This is a genomic window from Croceicoccus naphthovorans, assembly GCF_001028705.1.
In the GTDB taxonomy this organism is placed as follows: domain Bacteria; phylum Pseudomonadota; class Alphaproteobacteria; order Sphingomonadales; family Sphingomonadaceae; genus Croceicoccus; species Croceicoccus naphthovorans.
The window spans coordinates 1,119,353-1,131,479 of sequence record NZ_CP011770.1 but is presented as its reverse complement, the minus strand read 5'-3'; the positions used below and the strand labels follow the sequence as shown (position 1 = coordinate 1,131,479).

Genomic DNA, 12,127 nt, shown 5'->3' with positions numbered 1-12,127 from the left:
TCAGGCCTCCTCAACTTCGCGCACGACGATCCGCAGCCGGCTGAACGGCTTGAGGATGCGCGTGGACTTGCCGCGGCCACGGGTGTGGAACCGCTTCATGGTGATCGACTTGCCGACCGAGGCTTCCGCCACGACAAGCGCATCGACGTCCAGGTTGTGGTTGTTCTCGGCATTGGCGATCGCGCTGGCGAGAACCTTGCGTGCGTCGACAGCCATGGCGCGCTTCGAGAAAGCGAGGATGTTCATCGCTTCCTCTGCCTTCTTGCCGCGGATCAGACCGGCGACGAGGTTCAGCTTCTGCGCCGAACCACGGATCGTGGTCCCAACGGCCAGAGCCTCGTTGTCGGCAACGCGGCGGGGTGCCTTGTCCTTGCTCATCAGCGCTTGCCCTTCTTGTCGGCGGCGTGACCCGGGAAAGAACGGGTCGGCGCGAATTCGCCAAGCTTGTGGCCGACCATGTCCTCGTTGACGGACACGGGAATGTGCTTCTGGCCATTGTAGACGCTGAACGTCAGGCCGACGAACTGCGGCAGGATGGTGGAGCGGCGCGACCAGGTCTTGATCGGGGCGCGGCCACCGGAATCCTGCGCGGATTCGGCTTTCTTCAGCAGGTGGAGGTCGACAAACGGACCCTTGCGGAGCGAACGAGCCATTACCGCTTACCTCTTCTTCTTGGCATGACGCGAACGGATGATCATCTTGTCCGTCTGCTTGTTGTTGCGCGTGCGAGCGCCCTTGGTCGGCTTGCCCCACGGGGTAACCGGATGACGGCCGCCCGAGGTGCGGCCTTCACCACCACCGTGCGGGTGATCGACCGGGTTCTTCGCGACACCGCGGGTCAGCGGACGCTTGCCCATCCAGCGACGACGACCGGCCTTGGCCAGCGTCTGGTTGCTGTTGTCGGGGTTCGACACGGCACCGACGGTGCCCATGCAATCGCCGCGCAGGTAACGCTGCTCACCCGAAGAGAGACGCACGATGACCATGCCGCGGTCGCGACCGACGATCTGGGCGTACGTACCGGCCGAACGCGCGATCTGCGCACCCTTGCCAGGCTTCATCTCGAGGTTGTGAGCGATCGTGCCGACCGGCATCTGGCTCAGCAGCATCGCGTTGCCCGGCTTGGTGTCAGCCTTCTCGGCAGCGATGATCGTGTCACCGACTGCAAGGCGCTGCGGCGCGATGATGTAGGCCTGCTCGCCATCCTCGTACTTGACGAGGGCGATGAACGCAGTGCGGTTCGGATCGTATTCAAGACGCTCTACCGTCGCGGGAACATCCCACTTGCGGCGCTTGAAGTCGATGTAGCGGTACTTCTGCTTGTGACCGCCGCCGATGCCGCGCGATGTCACGTGGCCCTTGTTGTTGCGACCGCCGGTCTTGCGCTTGCCTTCGGTGAGCGACTTGACGGGCTTGCCCTTGTAGAGCCCCGTCTTGTCGACCAGCACCAAGCCGCGGCGTGCGGGCGATGTCGGTTTGTAGTTCTTGAGTGCCATGATTTCCTAGCCTCAGATACCGCTGGTGACGTCGATGGACTGGCCTTCGGCCAGCGTCACGATCGCCTTCTTCACGTCGACGCGCTTGTAGGGCTTACCCTTCCAGCGCTTCACCTTGCCCTTCTGGACGAGGGTGTTCACGCCGGTGACCTTGACGTCGAACAAAGCTTCGACGGCTTCCTTGATCTGCGGCTTGGTCGCGGTTTCGGCGACCTTGAACACCACGGCGTTGTTCTCCGACAGGAGAGTCGCCTTTTCGGTGATGTGCGGGGCGACAATCACGTCATAGTGACGGATGTCGATTTCTTTCGCCTTAGCCATTGAACCGGGCCTCCAGCTTCTCGACCGCGTCCTTGGTGAGGACCAGCGTGTCGTGCTTCAGGATGTCGTAGACGTTCGCGCCCACGGCCGGCAGGACGTTCACGCCCGGCAGGTTGCCCGCAGCCTTGGCGAAACCGTCGTTGACGCTCTCACCATCGATCACGAGGACCTTGCCGCCCAAGCCAGCCTTTTCGAGCTGCGCCTTCAGCGTCTTGGTCTTGGCTTCCTTGAGCTCCAGCGAGTCGACGATCACGAGACCGTCCTTCGCCTTGCTCGACAGCGCCATCTTCAGACCGAGCGCACGGACCTTCTTGTTCAGCGAGATATCGAAATCGCGCTTGCGTGCACCGTGAGCCTTACCACCACCGATGAAGACGGGGGCCGCACGGTCACCGTGACGAGCCGTGCCGCCGCCCTTCTGGCGACCCCACTTCTTGCCGGTGCGCGCAACGTCCGAACGCTCACGCGTCGGGCGGGCAGTGCCGCGACGGTTCCACAGCTGCCAGGTGACGACGCGATGCAGGATGTCCGCACGCGGTTCGAGACCGAAGACGTCGTCGTTCAGCTCGATGTCGCCCGACGCCTTACCGTCGAGTTTCTGGACCTTCACCTTCACGGATCAGCCCTCCTTGTTCTCATCGCTACCGTCGGTAGCGTTGGTTTCGGTGTCGGCACCGGCTTCCTGTTCCTTCAGCAGTTCGGCCTGCTGTTCGGCGGAAACTTCCGGCTGCACTTCGTGCTCGGCAGCGCTCTCGACCATGCCGGCGGGCGCTTCCTCGTGCTCGGGCTGCGTGCTCTTCTTCTCAAGCAGGGCGGCCGGGAACGGCAGACCTTCGGGAGCGACGAGCTTCACGGCATCGGTAACGACCAGCCACGAGTTCTTCGCACCGGGGACCGAGCCCTTGACGAAGATCAGGCCGCGATCGGCGTCGGTGCGCACGATTTCGAGGTTCTGCTGCGTACGCTGACGATCACCCATGTGACCGGCCATCTTCTTGTTCTTGAAGACCTTGCCCGGATCCTGGCGGTTACCCGTCGAACCGTGCGAACGGTGCGACAGCGAAACGCCGTGCGTGGCGCGCAGACCGCCGAAGCCCCAGCGCTTCATGGCGCCGGCGAAGCCCTTGCCCTGCGTGTGACCGGTGATGTCGACCTTCTGACCCGCAAGGAAGTGTTCCGCGCTGATCGTGGCACCGACCGGCGGCAGACCGTCTTCGCCTTCAAGGCGGAATTCGGCAACCTTCATCTTGGGGGTCACTTCAGCCTTGGCGAAATGCTCGCGCTGCGGCTTGGCGACGTTCTTCAGCTTCGCTTCACCCGCGCCAAGCTGAACGGCGACGTATCCGTCGCGGTCCATGGTGCGGTGCGAAACGACCTGGCAATCTTCCAACGCCAGAACGGTGACGGGCACATGCCGGCCATCCTCCTGGAACAGGCGGGTCATCCCGACTTTCTTCGCGATCACGCCAGTGCGCATGATCCAATCTCCTCACAGAGGCACCCAGGGACCATCCCACGGTGCTTGCCAGCCCTGATTGTCATGCGTCGCCCCGTCCGGGCTGAAAGTGCAAATCCCTTGCGGGAGAAGCGAGACGGGAGACGCAGCCCGGAGCGAACTCCGGCGGTATCTCTAAGTCTGCGGCCATCTCAGGCCAGCAGAGATCAAGCCAGCTTGATCTCCACGTTGACGCCAGCGGCGAGGTCGAGCTTCATCAGCGCGTCCACGGTGGCGGCATTGGGCTGCACGATGTCGAGCAACCGCTTGTAAGTACGAACCTCGAACTGCTCCCGCGACTTCTTGTCGATGTGCGGACCGCGGTTCACGGTGAACTTCTCGATACGCGTCGGCAGCGGAATGGGGCCCCGGATCAGCGCGCCAGTGCGGCGAGCGGTTTCCGCGATCTCGCCAGTAGCCTGGTCGAGCACGCGATGGTCAAACGCCTTGAGGCGAATGCGGATATTCTGAGCTTCCATTTCCAATACCGATGCGAAAGAGCCACGGGATCGGGGCAACCGCCCTTTTCCCAAAAAAGAAAGAACCGCCCCGCCTCACCATCGCGGTCTTTCGACCCGCGCGGGAAGGGGCGGCCCTTCCGAAAATTCCGACCGGCGGGGGACAGGGTGAATCACCCCGCCCCTGCCGGTGTGGCGCCTATATTACTTCGTGATGTTGCTGACAACCCCCGAACCGACGGTGCGGCCACCTTCGCGAATTGCGAAGCGAAGACCCTCATCCATCGCGATCGGCGCGATCAGCTTGACGCCGATCGTTACATTGTCGCCCGGCATCACCATCTCGGTGCCTTCCGGCAGAACCACTTCGCCCGTCACGTCGGTCGTACGGAAGTAGAACTGCGGACGGTAGTTGGCGAAGAAAGGCGTGTGACGGCCACCTTCGTCCTTCGACAGGACGTAGACTTCTGCGTTGAACTCGGTGTGCGGGGTAACCGAACCGGGCTTGCAGAGGACCTGGCCACGCTCGACCTCTTCACGGCCAACGCCGCGGATCAGCGCACCGATGTTGTCGCCGGCTTCACCCTGATCGAGCAGCTTGCGGAACATTTCGACGCCGGTGACGGTCGTCTTCTTGGTGTCCTTGATGCCGACGATCTCGACTTCTTCACCAACCTTGACGATGCCGGTTTCGACACGGCCGGTGACAACCGTACCACGACCCGAGATCGAGAACACGTCTTCGACGGGCATCAGGAAGGGCTTGTCGGTCGGACGCGGCGGCTGCGGGATGTAGTCATCCACGGCCTGCATCAGTTCCTTGATCTTGTCTTCGCCGATTTCGGCATCGCGACCTTCGAGAGCGGCCAGAGCCGAACCCGAGATCACGGGAATGTCGTCGCCCGGGAAATCGTAGCTCGACAGAAGCTCGCGGATTTCCAGCTCAACCAGCTCGAGCAGTTCCGGATCGTCGACCTGATCGACCTTGTTCATGAAAACGACGAGAGCCGGAACGCCGACCTGACGGGCGAGCAGGATGTGCTCACGGGTCTGGGGCATCGGGCCGTCGGCGGCGTTCACGACGAGGATCGCGCCGTCCATCTGGGCGGCACCGGTGATCATGTTCTTCACGTAGTCGGCGTGACCCGGGCAGTCGACGTGCGCATAGTGGCGGGCGTCGGTCTCGTACTCGACGTGTGCGGTCGAGATGGTGATGCCGCGCTCACGCTCTTCGGGGGCCTTGTCGATGTTTGCGAAATCGACGGGGGCGCCGAGGACCTTGGTGATGGCCGCGGTCAGCGTGGTCTTGCCGTGGTCGACGTGACCGATGGTGCCGATGTTGCAGTGCGGCTTGTTCCGCTCAAACTTAGCTTTCGCCATTGTAAAAAACCTCTGTTCGTCTGGATCTGTTGATCTTGATTTCGGGCGGGACGAAAGGCGGCACCCGCTGAATCAGGCGCCGCCCCTAGACCGTTGAGCTTGCTTAGGCAAGCTTCTCCTTGACTTCGGCCGCGACATTCGCCGGAACCTCGTCATAGTGGCTGAACTGCATCGTGTACTGCGCACGGCCCTGGGTAAAGGACCGCAGTTCGTTCACGTAGCCGAACATGTTTGCCAGCGGCACGTTGGCCTCGACAGCCTGTGCGTTGCCGCGGGTGTCGGTGCCCTGAATCTGGCCACGACGGCTGTTGAGGTCGCCGATGACGTCGCCGAGGTAATCCTCGGGGGTCACGACCTCGACCTTCATGATCGGTTCAAGCAGCTTGATCCCGGCCTTCTGCGCAACTTCGCGCATCGCACCGCGACCGGCGATTTCGAACGCAATCGCGCTCGAGTCGACGTCGTGGTACGCACCGTCGTACAGTTCGACCGTGAAGTCGATGATCGGGAAGCCCACCAGGTAACCGCTCTCGGCCTGCTCGCGCAGCCCCTTCTCGATCGCCGGGATGTATTCCTTCGGGATGTTGCCGCCCTTGATATTGTCTTCGAAGACAAAACCCTGACCGCGCTCACCCGGGGTGACCTTGACCTTGACGCGGCCGAACTGGCCCGAGCCGCCCGACTGCTTCTTGTGGGTGTAATCGACGTCGACCGGCTTGCCGAGATATTCGCGGTAAGCAACCTGCGGCGCACCGACGTTCGCTTCGACCTTGAACTCGCGCTTCATGCGATCGACGAGGATGTCGAGGTGAAGTTCGCCCATGCCCTTGATGATCGTCTGGCCCGATTCGTGGTCGGTCGTGACGCGGAAGGACGGATCCTCGGCAGCCAGGCGATTGAGCGCGACGCCCATCTTTTCCTGGTCGGCCTTGGTCTTGGGTTCGACCGACAGCTCGATAACCGGCTCGGGGAACTCCATACGCTCCAGGATCACGGGCTTGGCCGGATCGCACAGCGTGTCGCCGGTGGTCGTGTCCTTCATACCCGCCAGCGCAACGATGTCGCCCGCGAATGCTTCGTCGATATCCTCGCGGTTGTTCGAGTGCATAAGAAGCATGCGCCCGACCTTTTCCTTCTTGTCCTTCACCGAGTTCAGGTACGTGCCCTTGGACAGCTTGCCCGAATAGATGCGGGTGAAGGTGAGCGAGCCGACGAACGGGTCGTTCATGATCTTGAACGCCAGCGCCGCGAACGGAGCGTTGTCGTCCGACGGACGTTCGACTTCCTCGTCGCTATCGGGCAGCACGCCCTTGATCGCGGGAACGTCGAGCGGCGACGGCATGTAATCGACAACCGCGTCGAGCAGGGGCTGAACGCCCTTGTTCTTGAACGCCGAGCCGCAGGTCACGGGCACGAAATCGCGCGCCATGGTGCCCTTGCGGATGAGGCGCTTGATGGTCGCCACGTCGGGCTCTTCACCTTCGAGATAGGCTTCCATCACTTCGTCGTCCTGTTCGACAACGGTTTCAAGCAGCTTCTCGCGGTATTCGGCGACCTTGTCGGCCATGTCCTCGGGGATGTCGACGAACTCGTACTTTGCGCCCAGGTCTTCGGCCTGCCACACGATGCCGCGATTGGCGACGAGGTCGACCACGCCCTTGAGGTTGCTTTCCGCACCGATCGGCAGCGTGATCACCAGCGGCGTCGCACCGAGACGATCCACGATCGACTTCACGCAGTAGTAGAAGTCGGCACCGGTACGGTCGAGCTTGTTGACGAAGCACATCCGCGGAACGCCGTACTTGTCGGCTTGGCGCCACACGGTTTCGGACTGCGGCTCAACGCCGGCCACGCCGTCGAACACCGCGACCGCACCGTCGAGGACGCGCAGCGAACGTTCGACTTCGATGGTGAAGTCGACGTGTCCGGGGGTGTCGATGATGTTGATGCGGTACTTCGGCATTTCCGCGCGCAGAGCGTCAGGCTCCGACCGCGGGTCCATTGTGGGGTCTTCGGGCGTCCAGAAGGTGGTGGTCGCAGCCGAGGTGATGGTGATGCCGCGTTCCTGCTCCTGCTCCATCCAGTCCATGGTGGCGGCGCCGTCATGGACTTCGCCGATCTTGTAGGACTTGCCGGTGTAGTAGAGGATACGCTCGGTCGTCGTGGTCTTACCGGCATCGATGTGGGCCATGATGCCGATGTTGCGATAGCGATCCAGCGGATATTCGCGCGCCATGGAAAATTCCTTAGGGGCTTTGAGGGTCGGGCTATAAGGGTTCGGGGAAGGCCCGAAGACCCGCCCCATATAGTGTGTATTATGACTATCTGAAGACGCGGCAGGACCGGCCCGCCGCGCAACAGATACGCATTACCAGCGGTAGTGCGAGAACGCGCGGTTCGCGTCGGCCATGCGGTGGGTGTCTTCGCGCTTTTTCACGGCGTTGCCGCGGTTGTTCGAAGCATCCATCAGCTCACCCGAGAGGCGCGCGGCCATCGTCGTTTCGGGGCGGTTGCGCGCCGCCGTGATCAGCCAGCGAATGGCCAGAGCCTGCGCACGCTCGGGGCGAACCTCGACCGGAACCTGATAGGTTGCACCGCCAACGCGGCGGCTGCGGACTTCGATCTGCGGCATGACGTTGTTCAGCGCATCGTGGAACAGCTGCACCGGATCGGCCTTGGCCTTCGCTTCGACCGTGTCGAGCGCGCCATAGACGATCTTTTCGGCAACCGACTTCTTGCCGTCGAGCATGAGGTTGTTCATGAACTTCGACAGGACCTGATCACCGAACTTCGGATCAGGCAGGATTTCCCGCTTCTCGGGACGACGACGACGACTCATTTGAGTATCCTTCTTTTATTTCGTCACCCCGGACTTGATCCGGGGTCCAGCTGCTTTCCTGCTCTCGGCGAGAAGAAAGCGGGATCCCGGATCAAGTCCGGGATGACGGGAAAATCGAATTACTTCGGACGCTTGGCGCCGTACTTCGAGCGGGACTGCTTGCGGTCCTTCACGCCCTGCGTATCCAGCACGCCGCGCAGGACGTGGTAGCGAACGCCGGGAAGGTCGCGAACACGGCCGCCGCGGATCAGCACGACGCTGTGTTCCTGCAGGTTGTGGCCTTCGCCCGGGATGTAGCTGATGACTTCGCGGCCGTTGGTCAGGCGGACCTTGGCAACCTTGCGAAGCGCCGAGTTCGGCTTCTTCGGGGTCGTGGTGTACACGCGGGTGCAGACGCCGCGCTTCTGCGGGTTCTGCTCCATCGCAGGAACCTTGCTCTTGGCCTTCTGCGGAACGCGGCCCTTGCGGACCAGCTGGTTGATAGTGGGCATTAACGTCTTTCCTTCTTGACCGCGGGGTTTCCCCCGTCGGGTTGCGCCCTCGCCCGCGCAGATGCGGATGGGTCCGGGCCGAAACTGGTGTCAGGGCCGTTAGCGAATGTGGGCGGAAGGAAAAGGATCGGGCGAATGCGGCGAGCGGCCCATATATAAGGGCCACGCCAGCGGGCATTCGCACGAACCGAAACGCTCCACCTGCATGCCGCAGGTTACTTTGACGGATAACCGGGGGTTCAGCCCCAACTCACCGGCAATGTTCAGCTCTATGGTCAGCGACGTTGGAGATATCCAACACCGAGATTGCGCGCGCCCCTACGCGGGTTTTGCGGTGGGGTCAATGTTAGTTTGGCCTCAAGCGCCGGCGGGGCCATCCGGCCCCTTAGGCTTTCCTCGCGCCTAGCGGCGCTGCGGGCGGCCGTTCGGCCTTGCGGGAGTCACCTGCGGTGCCCCGTTCAAGCGCTGTCTAGCTGACTCGCACCAAGCGTCAATGCGCCCACCGCCGATATTGGCGAAAGTCCGGGGCGCGTCAGCGACACCCGCAAGCGCGAACGCGCGCCGCCTCTTATGCGGCGAAGCCAAGGCGCCTCCGGATGGGGGCTGCCCGGCGTTTGAGGGGCTGAGGGAAACACTCCGGAGCCACTATCAGCCGTTACAGTCATTTGAGACTTATAAACATTGGAGGCGGAAGCCGTAACGCATCAACAACTTGAAGTCGAAGGTGCTCAACCATTGGCTCTAAGCGTTTGCTAAGTTAAACGAATAGCGATGCCCGAGCCTCAGCCATCCCATAGACATCACTATATATCCCACAATTTTGACTATATATCCCACAATTTTGGATCAATGCGTGGCGCGGTCCTGATGGCCTTGTCGAGCGATACATAAGGCATGCCCACGGCAGGACCGATGTTTTAAGTCGTCCCGCAAAATCAGCGCCCCAGCAAATCCCCCGCACGGCGCGCCCTCATGTCCGCCACGCCCGATCCCTTGCCCTTCACTCCCGTGGAGCGCGCCGAGCATGCGCGGCTAACGCCCGAAGTGCAGCGGCCTTGCGTCGCCGCGCTGGCGCGGTGTGGGCCAAAGGGAACCTCATGGGTCGGGCGGCGGAAGATGTCAGCGTCTCGGGCGCGGCGCTGTAGACGCTGCGCTAGGCGGCAGAGCCAGACAGGGGTTCGCGCCGCGCAAGGCAATGCCGGTGGCACAGCAAGGCCGCGATACCCACAGGCGTTTACCAACCAAGTCACTGGGATCGCGGAAAAAACGGATGAATTTAAGCTGATCGCGGATTGATGTTCCCTGATCAATGTAAATCGGATAAACATAAGGTCTTGCAATTGCCCCCGGCACATGGGTGCGGGGGACGTATCGCATGGGGGAAATAATGAGAGCCAAGATACTGGGAATGGCCCTTGCGACGAGCATGCTGGCAACGCCCGCACTCGCCCGCGACGGAGCATGGTACATCGAGTTCGACGCCGGCCTGATGAAGGTTGAGGACAGCGAGCTTGAATTTGACATCGACGATCCGGATTTCGAAGACACCGACATCGGCGCCGAGTTCGAGTGGGACTACGGATACGACTTCGGCGGTATCGTCGGGTACGATTTCGGCATGTTCCGGCTTGAGGCAGAAGCTGCCTACAAGAAGGCGAACGACGATGGTGCATCGGTGTTCTTCGACTTCGGCGACGGAATTGAGGGCGGTGAGCTTTCGGACGACGAAATCTCGGCCAAGATCAGTTCGCTGAGCTTTATGCTGAACGGCTTGCTGGACTTCGGCCCCGACGATGGCCTGCAGGGCTTCATCGGCGGTGGTGCCGGTGTCGCCAGGACCAAGGTGAGCAGCGGCGAAGACGATCTGGATTTCAGCGAATCCGACACCGGCTTCGCATGGCAGGCGATTGCGGGCGTGCGCGCTCCGCTGTCGGACAACTGGGATATCGGGCTGAAGTACCGCTATTTCCGGCATGACGACGTAGAGCTGGCTTCGGACGAAGGCGGGTCGATCGACACCGATTTCCGTTCGCACTCGCTGATGCTGTCGCTGGGATACAACTTCGGCAACGCGGCTCCGCCGCCCCCGCCGCCTCCCCCGCCGCCTCCGCCGCCTCCGCCTCCGCCGCCTCCCCCGCCGCCGCCTCCGGCAGCGGTCTGCAACACGGGCCCGTACATCGTGTTCTTCGACTGGGATTCGGCAGAAATCACGCCGGAAGCAGCGAGCATCCTCGACAGCGCCATCGCGGCATATGCCGATTGCGACAGCGTTCCGATCATGCTGGCCGGTTATACCGACCGTTCGGGCTCGACGACCTACAACATGGGCTTGTCAGAGCGTCGCAACGACTCGGTCACTGCGTACCTCACGGCCCGCAGCATCCCCGCCTCGGCGATCACGAGCGAAGCTTTCGGCGAAAGCAACCCGCGCGTGCCCACCGCAGACGGTGTCCGCGAACTCCAGAACCGCCGGGTGGAAATCACCTACGGTCCGGGTTCGGGCATGTAAGCTTCGGCTTCAGGCAATACGAAAAGGGGGGTCGGAGAAATCCGGCCCCTTTTTTCTGCGCCGTGCAATCGGACCGGAAGGACGCGAGAGCGGTGTGGCCCCGTGCGGACGGGAAACGTCGGCCCGGCGAACTCTCGCGCCCCGCATGACTATACCGCATTCGCGCACGGGCCGCGATACCTGCGTTCAATGTGCTTGCCCCGCCATTGCGCAATGCAGCCTCGCTTCGTAGGCTGATGGCATGAGCCAGATGAAGACCGGACCCGTCCTTGTCGCCACCAACCTGTCCGCCCGCGACGACCGCGCGATAGACCGCGCTGCGATGATGGCGAAGCTGCGCGGCGTAGAACTGGTCGCCGTCCACGTCGTGCGCCCGGGCAGCCGCCGGTCGGAAAACATGGATGCCGCCCGCGCCGCCCTGCAAGACGTGATCCCCGACGGAGTGGAGGCGCGGCTGGAACTGCCGGTCGGCTCTGCCCCCACCGCCATTGCCCAACTGGCCGAAAACCTCGGCGCGCAGCTGATCGTGACGGGCGTGGCGCGGTTCAACGACATCGGCGACTATTTCCTTGGCACCGCGGTCGATCACCTGTTGCGCCATGCGAAAGTGCCGGTTCTGGTGGTAAAGCGCAGGCCGCACCGTGCCTATGGCCGGATGCTGGCCGCGACCGACCTGTCAGATACCAGCGCCGGCGCGATCCGTACGGCGGGCGCGCTGTTCCCCGATCCGCCGATGCACGTGATCCACGCGTGGCACGTGCCCTTCGCCGGATGGCAAAAGGCCAGCCACGTCAGCGAAGAAACGCAAGCAAATGCGCAAAAGGCGCTGAATGCGTTTCTGGCCAAGGCAGACCTGCCGCCGGATCTCGCCGCCCGCATGGCACCCGAATTGATGGAAGGCGGTGCCGAGCGCGCCGTTCTGGACGCGGTGGCGCAATACGAACCGGACCTGCTGGTGCTGGGCACGCAAGGTTGCGGCGGATTTCGCAAAGCGGCGCTGGGCAATACCGCATCGGCCCTGCTGGGTTCGGCCCCGTGCGATGCGCTAGTCGTTCCGCCGCACTGCTGAAAATTGCGCGCATAACAAATGCGTTAGGCGCAATTCGTCGTGCGTGGTAACCTGATCGCCTCAACCGCG

Annotated in this window: 13 protein-coding genes; 2 read left to right on the top strand and 11 right to left on the bottom strand. The window is 62.6% G+C overall.

Annotation, left to right across the window (positions count from 1 at the left end; all coding sequences use genetic code 11):
* The 11 genes from rplV to rpsL form a co-directional block, all read right to left on the bottom strand.
* Window positions 1–378, bottom strand: coding sequence for a 50S ribosomal protein L22 (rplV, locus tag AB433_RS05715; protein ID WP_047820277.1), 378 nt, complete (start codon window positions 376–378; stop codon window positions 1–3).
* Window positions 378–653 (bottom strand): 30S ribosomal protein S19, encoded by a 276-nt coding sequence (gene rpsS, locus AB433_RS05710; RefSeq protein WP_047820276.1) that lies wholly within the window; start codon window positions 651–653, stop codon window positions 378–380. Before rpsS ends, rplV begins: the two co-directional genes overlap by 1 nt.
* Window positions 654–659: 6 nt before the next feature.
* Window positions 660–1,496 (bottom strand): 50S ribosomal protein L2, encoded by an 837-nt coding sequence (gene rplB / locus AB433_RS05705; RefSeq protein ID WP_047820275.1) that lies wholly within the window; start codon window positions 1,494–1,496, stop codon window positions 660–662.
* Window positions 1,497–1,508: 12 nt separating this feature from the next.
* Window positions 1,509–1,817, bottom strand: coding sequence for a 50S ribosomal protein L23 (locus AB433_RS05700; RefSeq protein ID WP_047820274.1), 309 nt, complete (start codon window positions 1,815–1,817; stop codon window positions 1,509–1,511).
* Complete coding sequence (gene rplD / locus AB433_RS05695; RefSeq protein WP_047820273.1) at window positions 1,810–2,433, bottom strand: 50S ribosomal protein L4; 624 nt, start codon at window positions 2,431–2,433, stop codon at window positions 1,810–1,812. Before rplD ends, AB433_RS05700 begins: the two co-directional genes overlap by 8 nt.
* Before the next feature lie 3 nt (window positions 2,434–2,436).
* Window positions 2,437–3,294 carry a 50S ribosomal protein L3 gene (rplC, locus tag AB433_RS05690; RefSeq protein ID WP_047820272.1) on the bottom strand — a complete coding sequence of 286 codons (858 nt, stop codon included), beginning with the start codon at window positions 3,292–3,294 and terminating at the stop codon, window positions 2,437–2,439.
* A gap of 185 nt (window positions 3,295–3,479) precedes the next feature.
* Entirely contained in the window at window positions 3,480–3,791 is a 312-nt protein-coding gene (gene rpsJ / locus AB433_RS05685) for a 30S ribosomal protein S10 (protein ID WP_047820271.1), read from the bottom strand.
* A gap of 183 nt (window positions 3,792–3,974) precedes the next feature.
* A complete protein-coding gene (tuf, locus tag AB433_RS05680) occupies window positions 3,975–5,150 on the bottom strand; it encodes an elongation factor Tu (protein ID WP_047820270.1) in 1,176 nt (391 codons plus the stop codon).
* A 103-nt stretch (window positions 5,151–5,253) separates the two neighbouring features.
* Window positions 5,254–7,386, bottom strand: a complete 2,133-nt coding sequence (gene fusA / locus AB433_RS05675; protein WP_047820269.1) for an elongation factor G — start codon at window positions 7,384–7,386, stop codon at window positions 5,254–5,256.
* 132 nt (window positions 7,387–7,518) lie between these two features.
* A complete protein-coding gene (rpsG, locus tag AB433_RS05670; protein WP_047820268.1) occupies window positions 7,519–7,989 on the bottom strand; it encodes a 30S ribosomal protein S7 in 471 nt (156 codons plus the stop codon).
* A 119-nt stretch (window positions 7,990–8,108) separates the two neighbouring features.
* Window positions 8,109–8,480, bottom strand: coding sequence for a 30S ribosomal protein S12 (rpsL, locus tag AB433_RS05665; RefSeq protein WP_047820267.1), 372 nt, complete (start codon window positions 8,478–8,480; stop codon window positions 8,109–8,111).
* Between the two features lie 1,387 nt (window positions 8,481–9,867).
* Between rpsL and AB433_RS05660 the strand changes: the two genes are divergently transcribed.
* Together AB433_RS05660 and AB433_RS05655 are read left to right on the top strand one after the other, a co-directional pair.
* A complete protein-coding gene (locus AB433_RS05660; protein ID WP_047823425.1) occupies window positions 9,868–10,989 on the top strand; it encodes an OmpA family protein in 1,122 nt (373 codons plus the stop codon).
* A gap of 241 nt (window positions 10,990–11,230) precedes the next feature.
* On the top strand, window positions 11,231–12,058 hold the full coding sequence (locus AB433_RS05655) for a universal stress protein (protein ID WP_047820266.1): 828 nt from the start codon (window positions 11,231–11,233) through the stop codon (window positions 12,056–12,058).
* Window positions 12,059–12,127 lie beyond the last annotated feature (69 nt).

Bases quoted from the DNA above. Each gene is read 5' to 3' on its own strand.
- AB433_RS05700 (WP_047820274.1), bottom strand. From the start codon at position 1,817: ATGGCTAAGGCGAAAGAAATCGACATCCGTCACTATGACGTGATTGTC.
- rpsJ (WP_047820271.1), bottom strand. From the start codon at position 3,791: ATGGAAGCTCAGAATATCCGCATTCGCCTCAAGGCGTTTGACCATCGC.
- tuf (WP_047820270.1), bottom strand. From the start codon at position 5,150: ATGGCGAAAGCTAAGTTTGAGCGGAACAAGCCGCACTGCAACATCGGC.
- fusA (WP_047820269.1), bottom strand. From the start codon at position 7,386: ATGGCGCGCGAATATCCGCTGGATCGCTATCGCAACATCGGCATCATG.
- rplC (WP_047820272.1), bottom strand. From the start codon at position 3,294: ATGCGCACTGGCGTGATCGCGAAGAAAGTCGGGATGACCCGCCTGTTC.
- rplV (WP_047820277.1), bottom strand. From the start codon at position 378: ATGAGCAAGGACAAGGCACCCCGCCGCGTTGCCGACAACGAGGCTCTG.
- AB433_RS05660 (WP_047823425.1), top strand. From the start codon at position 9,868: ATGAGAGCCAAGATACTGGGAATGGCCCTTGCGACGAGCATGCTGGCA.
- AB433_RS05655 (WP_047820266.1), top strand. From the start codon at position 11,231: ATGAGCCAGATGAAGACCGGACCCGTCCTTGTCGCCACCAACCTGTCC.
- rplB (WP_047820275.1), bottom strand. From the start codon at position 1,496: ATGGCACTCAAGAACTACAAACCGACATCGCCCGCACGCCGCGGCTTG.
- rpsG (WP_047820268.1), bottom strand. From the start codon at position 7,989: ATGAGTCGTCGTCGTCGTCCCGAGAAGCGGGAAATCCTGCCTGATCCG.
- rpsS (WP_047820276.1), bottom strand. From the start codon at position 653: ATGGCTCGTTCGCTCCGCAAGGGTCCGTTTGTCGACCTCCACCTGCTG.
- rpsL (WP_047820267.1), bottom strand. From the start codon at position 8,480: ATGCCCACTATCAACCAGCTGGTCCGCAAGGGCCGCGTTCCGCAGAAG.